At 40.2% G+C, this 21,059-nt stretch carries 15 protein-coding genes and 2 pseudogenes; all 17 read right to left on the bottom strand.

The features are described from left to right. Positions 1 to 27: 27 nt before the first annotated feature. The 17 genes and pseudogenes from ribF to J1899_RS09830 all read right to left on the bottom strand — a co-directional run bounded on the left by ribF (position 28) and on the right by J1899_RS09830 (position 21,042). Positions 28 to 975, bottom strand: coding sequence for a bifunctional riboflavin kinase/FAD synthetase (ribF, locus tag J1899_RS09910; protein WP_214478530.1), 948 nt, complete (start codon positions 973 to 975; stop codon positions 28 to 30). A 35-nt stretch (positions 976 to 1,010) separates the two neighbouring features. Then, a complete protein-coding gene (gene truB, locus J1899_RS09905; RefSeq protein WP_214478529.1) occupies positions 1,011 to 1,925 on the bottom strand; it encodes a tRNA pseudouridine(55) synthase TruB in 915 nt (304 codons plus the stop codon). A gap of 77 nt (positions 1,926 to 2,002) precedes the next feature. Beyond that, the gene (gene rbfA / locus J1899_RS09900) at positions 2,003 to 2,365 is read right to left on the bottom strand and encodes a 30S ribosome-binding factor RbfA (RefSeq protein WP_066446496.1); all 363 of its coding nucleotides are present in this window, start codon (positions 2,363 to 2,365) and stop codon (positions 2,003 to 2,005) included. Between the two features lie 112 nt (positions 2,366 to 2,477). Next, entirely contained in the window at positions 2,478 to 2,759 is a 282-nt protein-coding gene (locus tag J1899_RS09895; protein ID WP_066446500.1) for a DUF503 domain-containing protein, read from the bottom strand. After that, positions 2,756 to 4,930, bottom strand: coding sequence for a translation initiation factor IF-2 (gene infB / locus J1899_RS09890; protein WP_214478528.1), 2,175 nt, complete (start codon positions 4,928 to 4,930; stop codon positions 2,756 to 2,758). The genes J1899_RS09895 and infB overlap by 4 nt, the downstream gene beginning before the upstream one ends. A 19-nt stretch (positions 4,931 to 4,949) precedes the next feature. Next, positions 4,950 to 5,252, bottom strand: a complete 303-nt coding sequence (locus J1899_RS09885; RefSeq protein WP_066446506.1) for a YlxQ family RNA-binding protein — start codon at positions 5,250 to 5,252, stop codon at positions 4,950 to 4,952. Continuing rightward, positions 5,252 to 5,533, bottom strand: coding sequence for an RNase P modulator RnpM (gene rnpM / locus J1899_RS09880; protein ID WP_066446509.1), 282 nt, complete (start codon positions 5,531 to 5,533; stop codon positions 5,252 to 5,254). Before rnpM ends, J1899_RS09885 begins: the two co-directional genes overlap by 1 nt. A gap of 16 nt (positions 5,534 to 5,549) precedes the next feature. Further along, a complete protein-coding gene (gene nusA, locus J1899_RS09875; RefSeq protein ID WP_066446513.1) occupies positions 5,550 to 6,680 on the bottom strand; it encodes a transcription termination factor NusA in 1,131 nt (376 codons plus the stop codon). 65 nt (positions 6,681 to 6,745) lie between these two features. Then, on the bottom strand, positions 6,746 to 7,216 hold the full coding sequence (gene rimP / locus J1899_RS09870) for a ribosome maturation factor RimP (protein WP_151572096.1): 471 nt from the start codon (positions 7,214 to 7,216) through the stop codon (positions 6,746 to 6,748). Positions 7,217 to 7,738: 522 nt separating this feature from the next. Continuing rightward, entirely contained in the window at positions 7,739 to 8,551 is an 813-nt protein-coding gene (locus tag J1899_RS09865; protein WP_214478527.1) for a hypothetical protein, read from the bottom strand. Positions 8,552 to 8,721: 170 nt separating this feature from the next. Further along, positions 8,722 to 10,125, bottom strand: a pseudogene (locus J1899_RS09860) (PolC-type DNA polymerase III); the annotation flags it as partial. A gap of 112 nt (positions 10,126 to 10,237) precedes the next feature. Then, entirely contained in the window at positions 10,238 to 12,064 is a 1,827-nt protein-coding gene (ltrA, locus tag J1899_RS09855) for a group II intron reverse transcriptase/maturase (RefSeq protein WP_214478526.1), read from the bottom strand. A 739-nt stretch (positions 12,065 to 12,803) separates the two neighbouring features. After that, a pseudogene (locus J1899_RS09850) lies at positions 12,804 to 15,680 on the bottom strand (PolC-type DNA polymerase III); the annotation flags it as partial. 233 nt (positions 15,681 to 15,913) lie between these two features. Next, complete coding sequence (locus J1899_RS09845) at positions 15,914 to 17,623, bottom strand: proline--tRNA ligase (protein ID WP_214478524.1); 1,710 nt, start codon at positions 17,621 to 17,623, stop codon at positions 15,914 to 15,916. Positions 17,624 to 17,759: 136 nt separating this feature from the next. Next, positions 17,760 to 19,022 carry an RIP metalloprotease RseP gene (gene rseP, locus J1899_RS09840; RefSeq protein WP_214478523.1) on the bottom strand — a complete coding sequence of 421 codons (1,263 nt, stop codon included), beginning with the start codon at positions 19,020 to 19,022 and terminating at the stop codon, positions 17,760 to 17,762. A 50-nt stretch (positions 19,023 to 19,072) separates the two neighbouring features. Continuing rightward, the gene (gene dxr / locus J1899_RS09835) at positions 19,073 to 20,215 is read right to left on the bottom strand and encodes a 1-deoxy-D-xylulose-5-phosphate reductoisomerase (RefSeq protein ID WP_214478522.1); all 1,143 of its coding nucleotides are present in this window, start codon (positions 20,213 to 20,215) and stop codon (positions 19,073 to 19,075) included. 32 nt (positions 20,216 to 20,247) lie between these two features. Beyond that, positions 20,248 to 21,042, bottom strand: a complete 795-nt coding sequence (locus J1899_RS09830) for a phosphatidate cytidylyltransferase (RefSeq protein ID WP_066446528.1) — start codon at positions 21,040 to 21,042, stop codon at positions 20,248 to 20,250. Positions 21,043 to 21,059 lie beyond the last annotated feature (17 nt).

The raw sequence follows: 21,059 nt of genomic DNA, 5'->3' as shown, positions 1-21,059 counted from the left end.
CAGTTAGATTTTAATCATATTATGACTTTATTTTAATTCTTTCAGATAAACGGCAGCTTCTTCTTTATCCTGATTAATTTGCTTAACGAGTTCGTCGATGCCAGCGAATTTCTTTTCGCTGCGCAGATGTTTATGCCATTCAATGGTAACAGTCTTCCCATATATATCCTCGTTAAACTCAAATATATGAACTTCAACAGAAGGCTTTTTCATTTTTTCATTATGAAAGGTTGGCTTATAGCCAATATTGCATACACCTTCATGCCATTTGCCCTCTATTTGAATATTAACGGCATATACACCAGTTGGCGGTATTAAGCAATCTTCGGAGTGCTCAACATTTGCTGTCGGAAAGCCAATCGTCCGGCCGCGTTTATCACCGTGAATGACTGTTCCCGATGTAGTATAGAACCTGCCAAGCAGAGCAGGCAGTTCAGCTGTTTTCCCAGCAGCAATCATGCTTCTTATTTTAGTGGAGCTGATTTTGCCTTCCTCCCATTCAAGCTTCGGAACAATCGCTGACTGAAATTGACCGCGAGAATGAAACGGCAGTGTTTCCATCGTTCCTCTGCCCATTTTTCCATAGGAGTAATCAAATCCAGCTGTTACGCAGGTAACATTTAAGCCAATTAAATAGGAATCAGCAAATTCCTGGGGCAGGAGACTTGCAAATTCCTTTGTAAAATGCACAACAAATAAATAATCAATCCCAAGATGTTCAATTAACGAAATTTTCACATCCAGCGGGGTAATATATTCAACATGCTGTATGCTTTTTCCCAGTACAACTGAAGGATGGGGATCAAAAGTCATGACAGCACTCTTAATTCCCTTTTCTTCTGCTGTCTTTTTTGCTTCAAGAATCACTTTTTGATGGCCAAGATGAACACCGTCAAAAAAGCCTAATGCTATAGACAGCTCAGGAAAATCGCTTTGCTTTAATTCATGTGGATGATGAATGTATATAACTTTCACAAAAACTCACCTTTTCTATTCAAGCGCCGAAATGACTATTCATTGCGCAAAACTTTTGCAGGCTTTATTAGACCGTGCTTTTCGGGATGATTCATATAGATTGCCAACGCTCTGCCATTTTCATCTGAAACGAGAATAGGGCCGGCAATCGTTAAGAACTCCTCTGGCGTCTCAAGAACAGCGCCATTTTTCACTTTCATTGCTAATGTATCATTTATTTCATATTTCGGCAAATCAGAAAGTCCCGTCTCAAGAGGATAGAGAGCTTCTTCGATTGTACCGTTTTCGGCTTTTTCTTCAATCTCTGCAAGTGTCAGGCAATCAGATACTGTAAAGCTTGCTGACTGGATTCTTGAAAGATCTGACATATGCGCAGGAAGACCAAGCTTTTCACCAATCATCACAGCAAGTGTTCTAATATAAGTCCCCTTTCCGCAAGACACACGGAAGCGAAAGGAAATTGTCTCTCCAGTGAAAATCTCCCGATCATCCAATAGCTCAATACTATAAATATTCACCTTTCTCGAAGGGCGCTCTACTTCAATTCCTTTGCGTGCATATTCATATAAACGTTTGCCATTCACTTTTACAGCTGAATACATTGGCGGTGTCTGCGTAATCGTTCCTGTCAATTCATCTAATACTGTCAAAATTTGCTTGCGAGTAAATTCCTCAGTGATTATTTTCGTTTCGACCATTTCACCTGAACGATCTTCAGTTGTGGTTGAAAACCCTAATGTCACTTCACCCTCATACGCTTTTCCTGCATCTGTTATGTATTCTGCCACTTTTGTGGCCCTGCCTAAGCAAATCGGCAAAACTCCTGTTACATCCGGGTCAAGTGTTCCTGTATGACCTATCCGCTTCATTTTTAGAATTTTTCTCAGTTTAAATACACAGTCATGTGATGTCATGCCTTTTGGCTTCCATAAGGGAATGATGCCTTCCATTGCAATTCCTCCTAGTAAAAGGATAATTATTCATAAAAAATGGATAGACAAAAGTGTCTATCCATTTTTAACTCATGTTATTCCTTATCATCTGAACGTTGTTCATCTTGAATTTGATGAAGCAGCGATTCGATGCGATTTCCGTAGTCAATTGACTCATCGAATTCAAAAAGAATTTCCGGTGTTTTGCGGAGACGGATTCTTTGCCCAATTTCTGAACGAATAAATCCTTTTGCCTTCGCTAAACCTCGCAATGTGTTTTCTCTTTGTTCCTCATCGCCAAGTACAGAAATATAAACAGTAGCTTGTTGAAGATCACCTGTAACCTGAACATCTGTTACCGTTACAAATCCAATGCGCGGATCTTTAATCTTTCGGCCGATGATTTCGCCAAGCTCTTTTTTCATCTGTTCCCCAACTCTGTTTGATCTAAGGCTCATCGTATTTTCACCTCTTATCCTGCAGCATATCAAGTTACTCGTTGTGATCATGCTGTCTATCTATAGCATTTAACACTCTGCAGAAAAAATTCATTGTTGTGCAGGTGTATTTTCAGAGCCATTCTATATCCGTAATCGTCCGTTCAATTTCAGGAAAAGAATCAATGTATTTCAGGGCGTTATCAAGCTCTAGTTCAGTATATTTCTTTGCAGAGGATACTGCTACAATCGCTATTTTTGTCCGCTGCCATACATCCTGATAATCTACCTCTGATACGGATATATTATATTTCTGCTTTAATCTTGAAATAATCCTTTGCAGAACGGCTCTTTTCTCTTTAAGGGAATGTGCATCATAAATAATACATTCACAGGCTGCTAAGCCAATGATCATTTACGCTCAATTTCTTCCATAACAAATGCTTCAATGACATCCCCGTCTTTAACATCATTAAAGTTTTTAATCGTCACACCACATTCGTAGCCTTGAGCTACTTCCTTCGCATCATCCTTGAAACGTTTTAAAGCGTCAATTTCACCTTCGAAAATAACAACGCCATCACGGATTAGGCGAATGCCGGAATCACGAGTGATTTTTCCATCAGTTACATATGAACCAGCAATTGTTCCAACCTTAGACACTTTAAATGTTTGGCGAACTTCTGCCTGACCAATGATCTTCTCTTCAAATTCAGGATCAAGGAGACCTTTCATTGCCAATTCGATTTCTTCGATTACTTTATAGATAATGCGGTGTAAGCGAATATCTACATTTTCAGCATCAGCAGCACGTTTTGCATTATTGTCAGGGCGTACGTTAAATCCAATTACAATCGCATTAAATGCTGCAGCTAGTGTGATATCTGATTCATTGATCGCACCGGCACCTGTATGAAGAATGCGTACGTTAACACCTTCAACATCAATTTTCTGCAATGCAGCTACTAATGCTTCAGCAGAACCTTGAACATCAGCTTTTACAACGATGTTTAAATCTTTCATCTCCCCTTGTTTCATATGTTCAAACAGGTTATCAAGACTTACACGTGTTTTCTCGTTGCGCTGAGCCTGCAACGCTTGTGTTGCACGTGATTCCCCGACACTGCGGGCTGTTTTTTCATCATCAAAAACAACAAAGCGATCGCCTGCTTGAGGAACATCATTTAGACCTGTAATTTCAACCGGTGTTGATGGACCAGCTGTTTTTACACGGCGGCCAAGATCATTCACCATTGCACGAACACGGCCAAATGTATTTCCAACAACAATTGGATCTCCAACTTTTAGTGTTCCATTTTGAACAAGCAATGTTGCCACAGAACCGCGGCCTTTGTCTAGCTGTGCTTCAATAACTGTTCCAACTGCATTGCGGTCAGGGTTTGCTTTGTATTCCTCAACCTCACTGACAAGTAAGATCATTTCAAGCAAGGAATCAATACCTTCACCCTTGATAGCTGAAATCGGTACAAAGATCGTGTCTCCGCCCCATGCTTCAGCAACAAGTCCATGTTCAGTCAATTCTTGCATAACACGATCAGGGTTTGCTGCTTCTTTGTCCATTTTGTTGACAGCAACAATAATAGGAACTTCTGCAGCTTTCGCATGGTTAATAGCTTCAACTGTTTGCGGCATAACACCATCATCAGCTGCTACTACTAGGATTGTGATGTCTGTAATTTTCGCACCGCGTGCTCTCATTGTTGTAAACGCAGCATGCCCTGGTGTATCAAGGAACGTAATTTTTTTGCCGTTTTCTTCGACTTGATAAGCACCAATATGCTGAGTGATCCCGCCTGCTTCACCAGCAGTTACCTTTGTGTTTCGGATGGAATCAAGCAATGTTGTTTTACCATGGTCAACGTGTCCCATGATTGTTACAACTGATGGACGCTCGATTAGTTCTGCAGCTTCATCGTCTCCGAAATACACTTCCAGATCTGTTGTATCAATTTTAATTTCTTCTTCTACTTCAACACCGAATTCACCAGCGATCAATTCGATCGAATCTTTATCAAGATCCTGGTTAATCGTTGCCATAACTCCAAGCATGAATAATTTTTTAATGATTTCAGAAGGTTCCCGGTGAAGTTTTTTTGCAAGTTCTCCTACAGTTAAGGAATCTGTGTAAGTGATTTTCGTTGGGAGTTCTTTTACTTTTTTAGGAGCAGGAGCGACTGGGGTCTGCTGCTGTTTGCCTTTATTTTGATTCTTATTTTTATTGTTTTTGCCATTGTTTTTATTGTTGTTATTATTATTGTTTTTGTTAAACGGTTTGTTTTGCCCACCCGTTTTTGGTCCGCGGTTTTGTTGATCATGATTCGGTTTTGCCGCTGGTTTGCCGCCTTTTTCGCCACTATTTGAAGGCTGTTGTTTGGTCGGCTGGCTAGGTTTAGCCTGTTTTTCTTGCTTATTATTAAAAATACCGTCTAGTTTTTTTACTGCATCGTCTTCAATTGTTGTCATATGGTTTGAGACCTCGATGTTCATATCTTTTAGTTTTGTAATTACATCTTTACTGGAAAGATTATGTTGTTTTGCATATTCATAAACACGCATTTTACTCATGTTTTCACCCCCGCTAGAATTAATCGAGCAACGTTAACAGTTTTTTCGCAAATCCAGCATCAAGCACAGCAACGACAACTCTTGCTTCCCTGCCAATTGCATGCCCAAGTATCTCCCTGTTTTCCACCATTCGCACAGGAACATGATAGGTCTTGCATTTGTCTGTTACCTTTTTTGCTGTGTTGCTAGAGGCGTCTGCCGAAAGCAATACAAGCTTTGCTTTGCCACCGCGGATTTCCTTAATGGCAAGCTCTTCACCTGATGTGATTTTACGTGCCCGATTGGCCAAGCCAAGCAATGACATCCACTGATTTTCTCTCATCAGGATTGCCTATTTTCTGTCTCGATGATGCTTAATAACTCATCATAGAGCGCTTCATCAATTGTTACTTCTAAGTGATTTGCTAAAGAGTTCTTCTTTTTAGCAAGCATTACAGCTTCTTTTTCTTTTGAAAGGTAGGCGCCACGACCGGATTTTTTTCCCGTCAGATCAATGGAAACCTCACCCTCCTTGGAGCGAACAATGCGAACGAGCTCTTTTTTCGGTCTCATTTCACCCGTTGCAACACATTTTCGCATTGGAACTTTTCTGCGAGTATTCAAAGGTCATTCACCTCTATTAATCTTGATCTTCTTCAAAGCTGAAGTTGTCATCATCTTCGAAGTCATCATGATCATAGCTCAGTAAAGTATCTTCACGTGGAAAGATCCCCGCTTCTCTGGCATCCGTTTCAGACTTGATATCAATTTTCCAGCCTGTCAGCTTTGCAGCTAACCTTGCATTCTGTCCGCGTTTTCCGATCGCAAGGGATAACTGATAATCAGGTACAACAACAGTTGTTGCTTTTTCTTCCTCGTTCACAATAACATCCAGCACTTTAGAAGGGCTTAATGCGTTAGCAACAAATACAACTGGATCTGCTGACCATTTTACGATATCAATTTTCTCGCCTTTTAACTCGTTCACAACAGCCTGTACACGAGTACCTTTTGGCCCTACGCATGAACCAACTGGATCTACTTCAGGGTTATCAGAATGAACCGAGATTTTTGAACGGTCTCCCGCTTCACGTGCAACAGACTTTAATTCGACTGTGCCATCATAAATTTCAGGTACTTCGATTTCGAATAAACGCTTTAGAAGACCAGGATGTGTTCTTGAAACGAAGATTTGTGGACCTTTTGTCGTTTTCTCAACCTTTGTCAGAAAGACTTTAATTCTGTCATGGGCTTTGTAATGTTCATTCGGCATTTGCTCGTTTGCCGGGAGGATTGCTTCAATTTTCCCTAAGCTTACATAGATAAATTTAGGGTCTTGTCGCTGGACAATACCTGTCATGATATCTTCTTCACGATCGATGTATTCAGAGTAAATAATGCCACGCTCTGCTTCACGGACACGCTGTGTCACCACTTGTTTCGCTGTTTGTGCAGCGATTCGGCCAAAGTCTTTTGGTGTTACTTCCATTTCGACTATATCTTCAACCTGGTAGTTTGGATTGATTTTTTGTGCATCTTCAACAGAGATCTCAAGTCTATGGTCAAATACTTCATCTACCACTTCTTTTCGGGCAAATACACGCATTGTGCCAACACCCAAATTCAAGTCGATCCGAACATTTTGTGCCTGATTAAAATTTCTGCGGTATGCTGACACAAGTGCCGCTTCAATTGCTTCAATAATCACATCGCGAGAAATACCTTTCTCTCTTTCCAGCAATGTTAGAGCATCTAGTAATTCACTGCTCATGAGATTTTTATCCCCCTTTAATATAATGACAGTCTAACTTTCTAAATGGATCATAAGTTGGTGTCTTATGAAAAAACGACGGCTAAACGTGCACTTGCTACCTTATTAAAAGGAATTTGTACCGTTTTCTTTCTCGTCTTAATTTTTACTTCTACTTCTATCACATTTCCATCATAATGAGTTAAAACGCCTTCAAAAACTTTTTCTCCGTCAATCGGCTCATATGTTTTTATGTACACATTTTTGCCGATCGCTCTTTCAAAATCTTTGTCTTTCTTAAGAGGGCGCTCAGCTCCAGGTGAAGAAACTTCAAGAAAATAGTTGTATGGAATCGGATCTGTTTCGTCCAGCTTTTCGCTTAGTCGCTCACTGACCATTCCGCACTCTTCGATATCAACACCTGTTTCTTTATCAATGAAAACACGGAGAAACCAATCTTTTCCCTCTTTCACATACTCAATATCAACTAATTCTAATTGAAGTTCATCCAAAATAGGATTAACTAGCTGCTCAACCTGCTGGGCAACTTTGCTCACTCACTACCCCTCCTTTAACACATACATCTCAAATCGGGTCATATTTCCCAATCGAAATTAAATATATACTACCTAAAAAATAGCGTACACAACACGAAAGAGTGGGTTTCCCCACTCTCCTTTGCGAAGTTATCCGTAGTATTTCCAATAAAACTATACCATAACCAGAAAATTAATGCAAATGACTGGAAAAGCGCAGGGGGCTTACCCAGGGGCGACAAGCTTAAGGCGAGCCGGCTGGAAGGTTGTTCTTTAACCTTCTAGACGGATTGACTTAAGACCTCGAGCCCCTAGCCCCCGGAGCTGGATCTCGGAAAAGCGGAGGCGGGTCGCTCAGCCCCGTCAAGCATAAGACGAGCTGGCATAAAGGTCGTTCTTTGACCTTTAGGACAGATTGGCTTATGACCTCGAGGGGCTACCCGCCGGAGCTGGATCTCGGAAAAGCGCAGGGGGCTTGCCCAGGGGCGACAAGCTTAAAGCGAGCCAAGGTCAAAAGTCTTTTATGTACGGTTTTGTACCTGCTTATTGTTTAATTCTAGTCATAAACAGATAACCAATAACTGAAAGCAGTCGTATCTTATCTTTCTCTTCAAGCTGATCTGATAGCTCAACAATATCGTTTTGTGAGTCTCTAAATATTTTCGTATACTCGTGCGGAAATAAACCATTATAGAATCTGGCCCATTGCTTGCCCTCTACATCATACCATTTAAAATCCCCAGAAAATCCTGAGGCTTCAATAACTAGCACATTCTCATTCTTTTCGTTTATAATCTTTCCTTTTATATTGAATAATGCCTTCAATTCTTCCTGTATGTATGTACCTAGCTTTATATTATTTGGATCATATATGGACAGCTTAACCTGCTTCAGCCACCCTCTTTTATTGAATGTAAATAAGGTCTTCCCATCTGAAGATTCAAATCCATAGCTTTGCGTGAATATTAAAGTAGCTTCCTCGCTGAACAAATATAACGGATACAGCCACCATGGTGTATTAATCGGCTTCAGCATTCCAATAAACTCTCCGTTCTTTTCGAAAAGAAGTAATCTCGGAATGATGCCAGCGTCCTTTTTTATCACCACATGATTTAATTCTGTTATCCTTCGCTGAGAATTAGGAATGTTAACTTCTTTAACTTTATTATAATGAGAGCGGCTGATCATTATAATAGAAACAGCGAATCCGAGCGGCAGAAGAAAAAAGGCTAACTCCAGCCATTCACGCTGCGTTTCTGGTGTCTGGAAAATGAGCCAGCCGATAAAAACTAATAATAGAAGAAACAAAATAACATATCCCAGCTTTTCACGGCGTTTATATAGATCTGAGATCAAAACAATACACTCCCTTTCTATACTTTCTTGCTTCTTTTATCAATTATACGTTCAAGATACTTAGTAAGTTTCATTTTCTATAAACTGAGATTATTACGGATAACCTTTCAAAACACAAAAAGGACCGCCAAGTGTGATGAGCGGTCCTTTCTTCTATAATATTTATCACCTTAAAACAAACTCAGCTGATTCTGATCAGGCAAAGCTTCCAGGCAGCCATGATTATCTAGATATTCAATAATTGTTTTCGAAACTTTACCACGCTGCTGTAAGTCTTCCTTCGAGAGGAATTCGCCATGCTCGCGTGCATTTACAATATTAAAGGCAGCGTTCGTTCCAAGTCCAGGGATCGAGTTAAACGGCGGAATCAAAGCATTTCCATCGATCAGAAACTCGTTTGCACTGGAATTGTATAAATCTACTTTCTTAAAATGAAACCCTCTTTCGTTCATTTCAAGAGCCAGCTCTAAAACAGTCAGCAAGTTTTTCTCTTTCGTTGAAGCATCTAAGCCTTTGGCATTGATTTCATCAATTTTAGCTCGAATTGCCTGTGAACCTTTAACCATTGCATCGATATCAAAATCTTCGGCACGCACAGAAAAATATGCTGCATAATATAAAAGCGGATGATGCACTTTGAAATAAGCAATTCTCACTGCCATTAATACATAGGCAGCAGCATGCGCCTTCGGGAACATGTATTTGATCTTCTTACAAGAATCTATATACCATTCAGGCACAGTGTTTTTGCGCATTTCTTCTTCCATATCATCACTGAGCCCTTTTCCTTTACGGACGGATTCCATGATTTTGAAAGCGAAAGCAGGCTCAAGGCCTTGATAGATCAAGTAAACCATTATATCATCACGGCAGCCGATTACTTCACTCAGAGTACAGATGTCATTGTGAATAAGCTCTTGCGCATTGCCGAGCCAAACATCAGTACCATGGGAAAGTCCGGAGATCTGTACGAGTTCAGAGAAGGTAGTCGGCTTCGTATCCTCAAGCATTTGTCGAACGAATCTTGTACCAAACTCAGGTATTCCCAGTGTTCCGGTTTTACACATTATCTGCTCTTCTGTTACACCGAGAGACTCTGTGCCGCTGAATATTTTCATGACTTCAGGATCATCTGTAGGAATCGTCTTTGGATCGATTCCGCTTAAATCTTGAAGCATACGAATTACCGTTGGATCATCGTGTCCTAATATATCTAGCTTAAGCAAGTTGTCATGGATGGAATGGAAGTCAAAGTGCGTTGTTTTCCATTCAGAGTTGCGGTCATCAGCGGGAAACTGAATTGGCGTAAAATCATAAATGTCCATATAATCCGGAACAACGATTATTCCGCCAGGGTGCTGACCGGATGTCCGTTTTACACCAGTACAGCCAGAAGCCAGCCTGTCGATCTCCGCTCCCCTTAATGTAAGGTTATTATCAGATTGATAAGCCTTTACATATCCAAATGCCGTCTTATCTGCAACCGTACCAATTGTACCTGCACGGTAAACATATTCATCACCGAAAAGCACCTTTGTATAGTTATGTGCTTTAGGCTGATATTCACCGGAAAAATATGACAATAGGTAAGCTTTTGAGATCATCTCCAGCTTTTCCCCTGTCCCACACCGTACGTGACCCTTTCGGTGTCATACGGCGCTCCATCGTCTTTATAATTACGATCATCTAAACCACTAACGCTTGGAATCCTACAACCTTGCGCAGTGTATTAAGTTTCTTTAATGCTTTGGCGTCTAATGTATGGACATGATGTGAATAAATTGGGTTATTCATCGGATATTTTGTATGGATAAGCATATGATAGTCTTTTTTAATAATGACTAAATTGTCGTACTCATCAGTACCGCCCATCTTTGTTGGCTTGATATGGTGGCATATACAGTTGATCGGCAGAAGGCGTTCGCCTGTTATGTAGCACCTGCCTTTTTGTGCGACATATTTACTTATCCGATTGTTTTCATACAAAGTTGATTTAGATGAATAGTTCCCTCTTCTTAAAAGTTCAATTTCAACTGCGGTCACATGTTTAAGCTCTTTATGAATTCTCTGGCGGTCTTCTTTTGAGTATATCGTGAAATCAGGATCCCTTTGACCTCTTATTTGGTGTCTAATTGATTCAATTGGAAGTACAAGCAATCCATTACTTTTAAATCGCTGGTATTTGAAGTCCCCATAGAATTTCTCAATTACAGCATTCTTCTCTGTCGTCGAAATTAAAATATTCCGTTTCAGCAGCGTTTTAATCTTAAAGTGTATGGTATGCCTTATGTCATTGAAATCTATGGACACCCTCGTTGCAATTTTATAGTAATTATGAATCCCTAAAGTAAACGAGTTGAGATCCAGTATTTTTTTCGGTGTAGGACTTTTCCGCAGATGGCTCAGTTTATGTTGATAAACTTTTGTCACTTTGGTTTTTGCCTTCGGTGACATTTTTGAGTTTACAATATATCCCGTCTTTGCTGTCCCTTTCCGTACTGCCCGAAAGCGTACGCCGAGAAAATCTGTTCCACTCTTTCGAAGGTTTGTGATTTTACTCTTTTTAGGGTTCACATCCAAGTCTAACCGTTCTTTCAACCATTTTGTTACAGCAATAAATAGCTTTCGAGCATTTTCGTAAGAGTTTGTAAAAATTTTAAAATCATCGGCATAGCGAACGATATAACAAGGCTTTAACCTTGTTTTCTTTAAAGCATCTGTGCGATTCCTTTTCAGCTTATACTTTACTCTTGTCAGCTTGGTTTCCCATTGATTAGAAATCCACCAATCTAACTCGTTTAAAACGATGTTAGAAAGGAGCGGTGATAGTATACCGCCTTGAGGAGTCCCTTTTTGAGGTTTACCTTCACCTTCAATTTCGGCTTTTAACATTTTGCTTATAATGGAAAGCACCTTTTTATCCCTTATTCCAATTGCCCAAAGCTGTTTGCTCAACTTTTTATGATTGACGTTATCAAAGAATCCCTTTATATCTACGTCGACTACATAATGCTGATGACTATGATTGACCATGTGGTAACACCTTGCTAAGGCATCATGCGTGTTCCGGTGTGGTCTGAATCCATAGCTTGAAGAATGAAATTTTGCCTCCACAATAGGTTCAATAACTTGTAGAATCATCTGTTGAATGAGTCTATCTTCTATTGTTGGTATACCTAGAGGTCGCTTATCACCATTTGGCTTTGGAATCATCACCCGCCTTACCATTTGGGGTTTGTAGTCTAGCAGCTTCCTTCGAACCATTCTTATGAGCTTATCTTTATTCATCCTGTTTAGATGTTTAATGGTATGACCGTTTGTTCCTTTGGTTTTGCTTCCAGTATTGCTCTTCATATTTCGAAAAGCGAGAAGAATATTTTCTTCTGAAGTGATTAAATCGTACAGCTTATTAAAATATCTTCCCTTTTTACTTTCAGCATACAAATGGTCAAATGTTTCTTGAACATTAAAATATTCATTATTTCTTAGCTTTTGAACCATTAAGTCAGCCAACTAATCACCTCCAACAAGGCTTTCGTTTCTATTTAGTCATACAAGAATACTGACTTTTGTAGGATTTAGATCGTAAAAGACGACTTAAGCCCTTCCCTTAGAACTGTTTTTCCCTCGGACCTATTTGTATATTTGATCGTCATCAGCAGTTCCTGCAAGCGGTACTACGGCTTTACTGCCACTTTGGTAAATCTTCATTATACTCATTGTTGAGCTTTCTGAAGAAAGACTCTCAATCAGTGTGTAATCACCTAAAGTCTCCAAAGCTTCCCACGTTCCGTTAACTCTATCTATTCATTCTTCCGTAGGTTTCCTCTAAACTCCGTCTAGCTTGATAGCCCCTATAAAGCTATATGGATTTTCATAACCTAACGCTTACTCATCCACACTAGAAGGTCCTATTAGACCCCTAAGCATTTCTACTTAGTGACATTTACGAAGAGTCAGTCGAGGATTCGTCCAGATAACTCTATCCATTCTAACCATAGAAGATTTGTAGACACCCGGCCTATCATTTACAACCCTATAAAAGGATGTTTCCACACCATAAAGTGCTAGGGTAAACTTCAGCCGACTTTAGCGGGCTCCAAACGATGTCAACTAATTACAATGTATCCATCGCTTGCCGCAGATTCAGTGAGTGTGTTTCAAGGCGTTACCCTATCATTCCACACTTCGAATTAACAGTTCTCCTAGCAAAATCGCTAGTGACCAATCTTTTCAATTGGCAACGTGGCGCACTCAAATCAATATCGGGTACCTTATCCCCTTTAAAACCAAGGAAGGTTTCAAACGGTATATCATGGCCATCTTTTTTAAAGACACCGCCGCAATTTGGGCAATCTTTATCAGGCAGGTCAAAGCCTGATCCCACCGAACCATCGTCAAAGAACTCTGAGGTTTTGCAGTTCGGACAAACATAATGAGGCGGCAGCGGATTCACCTCAGTAATTTCGGTCATGGTTGCAACAAACGAAGATCCGACAGATCCCCTTGAACCTACCAGGTATCCATCATTCAGCGATTTTTTAACAAGCTTATGTGAAATCAGATAAATAACGGCAAATCCATGACCAATGATACTTTTCAGTTCTTTTTCAAGTCTTGCCTCAACAATTTCAGGAAGCTCGTCTCCGTAAATGCTTTTGGCCATATCGTAACTCATGGTCCGCATTTCTTCGTCGGCGCCTTCGATCTTTGGTGTATACAGATCGTCTTTAATCGGTTTGATTACATCGATCATATCCGCGATCGCATTTGTGTTTTCAACGACAATTTTTTTCGCCTTTTCTTCTCCCAGGAAGGAAAAAGAATCTAGCATCTCGTTTGTCGTCCTGAAATGTACATCCGGCAGATTATGACGATTGAGCGGATTGGCACCGCCCTGTGAGTTCACGAGAATTTTGCGGTAAATTTTATCATTGGGATTTAAGTAGTGAACATTACCGGTTGCTGCTACTGGAATGTTCAGCTTTTCACCAAGTTCTACTACCTTGCCGATGATTTCCTTTAACGCCTTTTCATCGCGGACAAGTTCAAGCTCAATTAGGTGTGAATACACTTCTTTCGGATGAACCTCTATATAATCATAAAATTGTGCAGTATCTTCTACTTCATCTGGCGATTTCTGCATCATGCCTTCAAATACTTCACCTTTATCACAGCCTGAACCTACTAATAGTCCTTCCCTGTACTTCTGCAGAAGGGACCGCGGCAATCTAGGCACACGATAAAAATAATCAATATGAGAAATGGACACTAGCTTAAACAAGTTCTTTAAGCCTGTTTCATTTTGAGCGAGCAGTGTGCAATGGTATGGACGAGCTCTCTGAAAAGCATTTCCTTTTCCCATATTATCATTGAACTGATCATGATATTCGATGCCTTGATTTGCTGCATCTTTTAACATTCTTAACAGCAGGTATCCTGTCGCCTCAGCATCGTAAATAGCACGGTGATGCTGTGTTAACTCAACATCGAATTTTTTCGCTAATGTATTTAAACGATGATTTTTCATATCTGGATAAAGAAATCTTGCCAGTTCAAGTGTATCAATAACAGGATTAGGAGATTTCCCTAAACCTATTTTTTTGTAGCCGACATTAAGGAAGCCCATATCAAAGGACGCGTTGTGAGCAACAAGCACTGCATCCCCAGTCCACTCATAAAACTTTTTCAAAACGTCTTCCACTTCTGGCGCATTTTCAACCAAGTCATCGGTTATTCCTGTTAAATTAATGGTTGTTGCCGATAATTTATGGTGAGGATTTGCGAATGATTCAAAGCGGTCAATAATTTCTCCACCGCGAATCTTCACAGCTGCGAGCTCGATAATGGTATCGTAAACAGCAGAAAGACCGGTTGTTTCTACGTCAAATACCACAAACGTATCTTCCGCAATCAGTCGATGTGCATCATTATAGGCAATTGGCACACCATCATCTACAAGATTAACCTCAACGCCATACAATATTTTAATATCGTTTTTCTTTCCGGCACCAAAGGCTTCCGGGAAAGATTGCACAACCGCATGATCAGTAATTGCAATTGCTTTATGCCCCCATTTTTTCGCCTGTGCAACAAGTGTGCTTACTGATGTTACTGCGTCCATCTGGCTCATTGGTGAATGCAGATGGAGTTCAACACGTTTTTCGTTTTCGGGTGCAGTATCCTGTCGCTGTACTGGTTTGATTTCATTGATATCATTGCCAATCATAACCAGGTCACGAACAAAGGTATCATTTTGAATGCTGCCTCGGACCTTTAGCCACATTCCTTTTTGCACCAGCTGGAATAACGCTGCGTCTTCTTTATCACGAGAAAACATTTTAACCATGATTGAACTTGTATAATCCGTAATTTTGAAGGTTAAAAGTGTTCGTCCGCTCCGTAATTCCTTCGTTTCGGCCGCAAAAACATACCCTTCTACTGCTACTCTTCTTTCTTCATCTATAATATCAATCAGCTTGCGGTAATCAGCATCATCTTTAATGGTTAAGCCAATTGAAAGCGGACCTTTAAGTACTGGTGTGTCAGAGTTTTCAGCTTCCTGCTCCTTCTTCTGCATTTCCAATGCAGCCTGCAAGCCTCTTTCCTGATCTTCTTTTTGCTTCGCTTCAAGGAATTTTTCATATTCATCATTTGATGCAGACTCTTGCACAGCAGTATCAACTGTTAGCAAAGGAAAGCCAAAGGATTGAAAAATATTTGAAAGCAAAGCGGCATACTTGCTTTTAATCGACATTCCTTCCATTTCATTACGAACAGAAATGGTTACTTTGCTGCCTTGAACGGCGGGAGTTTGCTCATTCAGCAGTTTCAGAAGAGGCGGAGATATTCCTTCCAGCTCTTGAACACAGTTGTTCCAGTAATCAAGAATCGATTGTTCTGTGTATTGCTGATTGACTGCTTTGATCGAAAAGGACGTATGAGCGATATAAGAAAAATGCTTCGCAAGCTGTGCAGATAATCTGCTATAAATAGTACATGGCAGAATGTTTTCAAATACGAATTGAAAATGCCATTTGCGTGCCTTTTTCTCAAGAATAACCTTTTCGAGTTCAGCATTTTGAAAATATGGCAAAAGAGCATCTTCTGTTAACTCAAGCTGCTGCATTAACAGCAGAAACTGCTCTTTTTTAGATTTTTGCTCTCCCAACAGTTCACACTCCTCTCAAAATAGATTGTCTCTGTTAGCTTCGGACATTTTTCGACGGTCTTCATTATATCACATGTCCTATATTCTGAATGTATTTTTTATACTGGTAAAATGATTTCATTGACTGAGAATATTAAAAACAGGTTCCCAGAAATGGGAACCTATTTACGACTACTCTTATGGCTATATACTTATTTTTTCAGTTCTTTTGCAATTTCTTCAATTTTTGCCAGCAGTTCTGATTGGTGCACTTCGTACATGTCTCCGGTGCTTCTTACTTTGATTTCTACGATGCCTTCAGAAGCTTTTTTGCCTACTGTGATTCGAATTGGCAAGCCAATTAAGTCTGAGTCAGCGAATTTAACGCCCGCACGCTCGGCACGGTCATCGAAAAGAACATCATAGCGAGCTGCTTTCAGCTGTGCGTAAAGTTCTTCTGCTAATGATACTTGATCAGCATCTTTCGTATTTACTGCGATAACGTGTAAATCATATGGAGCTACTTCCATCGGCCAAATGAAACCTTTTTCATCATTATACTGTTCAGCAACAGCAGCGATTAAGCGTGAAACACCAATTCCGTAGCAGCCCATAATCATTGGCTGGTTTCTTCCGTTTTCATCTAAATACATCGCATCCATTGCTTCACTATAACGAGTTCCCAGTTTAAACACATGTCCAACTTCAATTCCTTTTGCAAATTGAATGATGCCTTTTCCGTCTGGAGAAGGATCTCCTTCTTGGATGAAGCGGATGTCTTCATAAGCAGATACTTCAAAGTCCCTGCCAGGATTCACATTTTTGCAATGGTAATCTTCTTCGTTTGCACCACAAACCGCATTTACAAGCACTTCAACTGCCTGATCTGCAACGATCTCCACATCTTTAAGACCAATAGGACCAACAGAACCAACTGGTGCATTAAAGACTTTCGCGGATTCTTCAGCTGTTGCTAATTCAACATCACTGACATTAAGTACATTTTTCAGCTTAATATCATTTACTTCATGGTCACCGCGCACAAGGACTGCCACAAATTTATCATCTGCTTTGAACAGCAGCGTTTTAATGCATTTTTCAGGAGAAACGGATAAGAAGGAAGATACTTCTTCAATGGTTTTTTGATTTTCCGTTTTCACCTTTTCCAGCGGCTGTACTGCTTCTTCACTCTTTTTATAAACAGCAGCAACTGGTGCCATCTCGATATTTGCAGCAAAATCTGATTCGTTCGAGTAAGCAATCGTATCTTCTCCGATTTCAGATAACACCATAAATTCATGTGTATCCTTACCGCCCATTGCTCCTGAATCTGCGATAACCGCTCTAAAATTCAGTTGCAGGCGTGTGAAAATGCGATTATAGGCTTCAAAAAGCTGGTCGTACATTTCATCCAGGCTTTCTTTGGATGAATGGAAGGAGTATGCATCCTTCATAATAAACTCACGGCCGCGCAGAACCCCAAATCGCGGGCGTTTTTCATCACGGAATTTCGTTTGAATCTGATAAAGAGCAAGCGGCAATCTTTTATATGATTTCACTTCATCTCTTACCAAGCTTGTAATTACCTCTTCATGTGTTGCTCCTAATGCAAAATCACGTTCATGACGATCCTTCATTCGCATTAATTCTGGTCCATATGTATACCAGCGTCCTGATTCCTGCCAAAGCTCTGCCTGCTGCATGGCCGGCATCAATAATTCAACCGCGCCTGCATTGTCCATCTCTTCACGGACAATTTGTTCAATCTTTTGCAGCATTTTGCGTGCTAAAGGCAAATAGCTGTATATGCCGCTTGCGTTCTGTCGGATATAACCTGCTCTTAAAAGAAGCTGATGGCTCTTAATTTCTGCATCTCCTGGAATTTCTCTTAGTGTTGGAATTAACGTCATACTCTGTTTCATCTAATAGCACCTCTTTTATTATCATAAAGAAGGGTTAAATTCCTTCCCCAAAGCTTAACTGAACGCTTAAAAAGGCGAGGAATCTAACCCATCTCAGTCTTAATTTTATATTGCCGGAAGGCCTTATGCTCCCGTTTTATAAAAAGAATCTCTGAATATCATTCCATGTAACAACGATCATCAGCAGCATCAGAAGGGCAAAGCCTACAAAATGAACCATTCCTTCTTTTGTGCGGTCCAAAGGTTTTCCTCTGACTGCTTCAATTGCAAAGAATAATAATCTTCCTCCATCTAATGCAGGGATTGGCAAGAGATTCATAATACCTAAGTTAATACTTAGAATACCTGCCCATTTCATAAGGTTATAGATCCCTGTTTGAGCAACCGTATCAACTGAAACATAAATGCCAACCGGTCCTGATAAATCATCAATTGAGAATTGGCCTGTCAGGATTGTACCAAGGATAACAAAAATTTGCTTTGTCCAATTATATGTTTCCTGTGCACCATAGACAATCGATTTTAACGGTGACTTTTCCATAGGCTGATAAACGCCTATTACACCGCGCGATCCTGCCTCGTCCTCTTGAAGAGCAGGTGTAACAGGAACGGTTAACTCTTCGCCATTACGGGCAATGTGAAAGTCAATTTCTTCATTAGGGCTTTCGCGAATAATTTCAACGATATCTTCCCATGTTGATACTTCTGCGCCATCTACACTATGGACGACGTCTCCTTGCTGCAGGCCAGCTTCATATGCTGCACCATCAGCCGTTAATTTACCTAAAACAGGGTCACTCGTTGGCATTCCCTGCAATAAGGCAATAATGACAAACACAACAAAAGCAAGGACAAAGTTCATCATCGGTCCTGCAAAAATCGCCATTGTACGCTGCGGCAAGGTTTTTGAAGCAAATTGGCGATCATAAGGAGCAATTAATGTTTCAACCGAATCTTCGATAATGACAGCTTTTCGATTAATAGAGAATGTTTGCAGTAATTCCTCTGCCTCACCTTCGACATAGCCTTTAATAAACAGTTTATGTTCTAAATCAGCTTCTTCAACCTCGATAATACGAGCATCCGGATGCTTATCTTTTCTATTAAGAACAATTTTTTGAACTTCATTTTTGTCATTAAAAAGAAGCCCTACTCGATAACCTGGTTTAATTTCAACCATTTCTGGGTCTTCGCCAGCCATCCGGACAAAGCCGCCGATTGGCAAAAGGCGAATGGTATATACCGTATCATTTTTTTTATGAGTGAACACTTTCGGTCCAAATCCAATTGCGAATTCACGGCAAAGGATACCTGCTCTTTTGGCAAAGATCAAATGGCCTAATTCATGGAAAAAAACCAATGCACCAAAAATAACGATAAAGGCAATAACTGTACTCAAAATTTAACCACCTTTTCTATCACGCTCACTAATACTTGCGGAGACGTATTTTAAATAAGAGAAGATACATATTTTCTCGCTTCGGCATCAGCTGATTTTATCTCAGCAAGACCTGGATTAGCAATATGCTGATGTGCATGTAATGCCCGCTCAATATACTCCTCAATTTGAAGAAATGAAATTTTCCCTTCTAAAAAGGCGGCCACAGCTGCTTCATTTGCAGCATTTAAAACGGTTGGCATACTGCCCCCCGCTTTACCAGCATCATAGGCAAGCTGTAAACAGCGGAAGCGATTGAAATCCATAGCTGTAAAATGCAGCTTTCCTATTTCAGCTAAATTCAAGCGATTGGCTGAAGGCAAAGGCAGTCGATCCGGATATGTCAGCGCATATTGAATCGGCACCCTCATGTCGGGCGTGCCAAGCTGGGCGATCACACTGCTGTCATGAAATTCAATCATTGAATGGATGATGCTTTCTTTATGAAGCAGAACATCAATATTTTCATATGGCATCGAAAACAGCCAATGAGCCTCTATTACTTCAAGTCCTTTATTCATCATAGAAGCAGAGTCTATCGTGATCTTTGCACCCATTGACCAGTTTGGGTGGTTCAATGCTTGTTCGACTGTTACATTCTGAAGTTCTTCCCTAGTTTTATCGCGGAAGCTGCCTCCAGAGGCGGTTAATATTAGTTTTTCGATATTCTTCTCTTTTTCACCTTGTAATGCCTGAAAAATGGCAGAATGCTCACTGTCCACCGGAAGCAGAGCCACACCATTTTTTTTAGCGGCTTCCATGACAAGGTGCCCCGCTGTAACGAGCGTTTCCTTATTAGCTATCGCAATCGTCTTTTTCTCTTCGATTGCTTGGAGAGTGGGTTCTAAACCAACGCTCCCAAGGACTGCATTTACTAATACATCTGCTTTATGATAAACGGCAACTTCCGTTAACCCTTGTTGTCCATATGTAAAAGATATGCCTGGAAATTCGCTTTTAAGAACTTCCATATCATTTTTTTCTGAAACTGAGACTAGTTCTGGCTGAAATTCAACAATGATTTTTCTAGCCAAATCTAAATTCTTACCGACAGAAAATGCCGATAATCTAAATTCATCCGGATGTTCTTTTAAAACATCTAGCGTTTGAGTACCGATTGAACCAGTAGCTCCCATTAAACTTATATGTTTCAATTTTACCTCTCCTATCAAAACCAGGCTGGCATTTAAATAAAATGCAGTAAATGAATTAATGGCCAAACAAACAGCAAGCTGTCAAAGCGGTCTAGAACCCCGCCGTGTCCGGGCATAATTTTCCCAGAATCCTTCACCTTATAATGACGCTTAAAAGCAGACTCTGCTAAATCTCCAACTTGTCCAAAAATTGATAATACTATAGTCATCACGATTAACTGAACTGGCGATAGATTCATATCTGTAAAAATCATGAATAAAATAGCTACGATAAGCGCACATGCAACTCCGCCGAGCGAACCTTCAATTGTTTTGTTTGGGCTAATTTCCGGCCACAGTTTTCTCTTCCCGATCGCTTTTCCAATCAGATATGCTCCTGAATCTGTTGCCCACATTAAAAACAAGGAATAAAAAATAAAAATTAGACCGTTATCAGCAAATCTCGTTTCAATAAAGAAATGAAAACCTACACCTATGTATAAAACCGTTAAAATCACAAACCCCGCATCATCAAAATGAAACTTGTTCTTCGATACAACAGTATAGGAAAGAAACAAGAATAGAAACAAGATGATTATATCAAAGCGGGAGCTATTCCAATCAGTTAAGATATATTGATAATCAGCCGGCAATAAGATGGTCCATAATAATAAAGTCGATAGAACTCCGGGTATAGACCAGATATGTAAATTGCGCATTCTTAACAGCTCATGAAGACCAACTGTAGCGATTATATACGTAAAAACGGTAAGAGGAAGTCCTCCAAAGATGACGATAGGCAATAAAATTGCGACAAAAACCACTGCTGAAATACTTCTTTGCTTCATTGTTTATTCAACATCCT

The organism is Cytobacillus gottheilii (assembly GCF_018582665.1).
Lineage (GTDB): Bacteria > Bacillota > Bacilli > Bacillales > Cytobacillaceae > Cytobacillus > Cytobacillus gottheilii.
The sequence above is the reverse complement of the archived record's forward strand: the minus strand, read 5'-3'. Positions and strand labels throughout refer to the sequence as shown.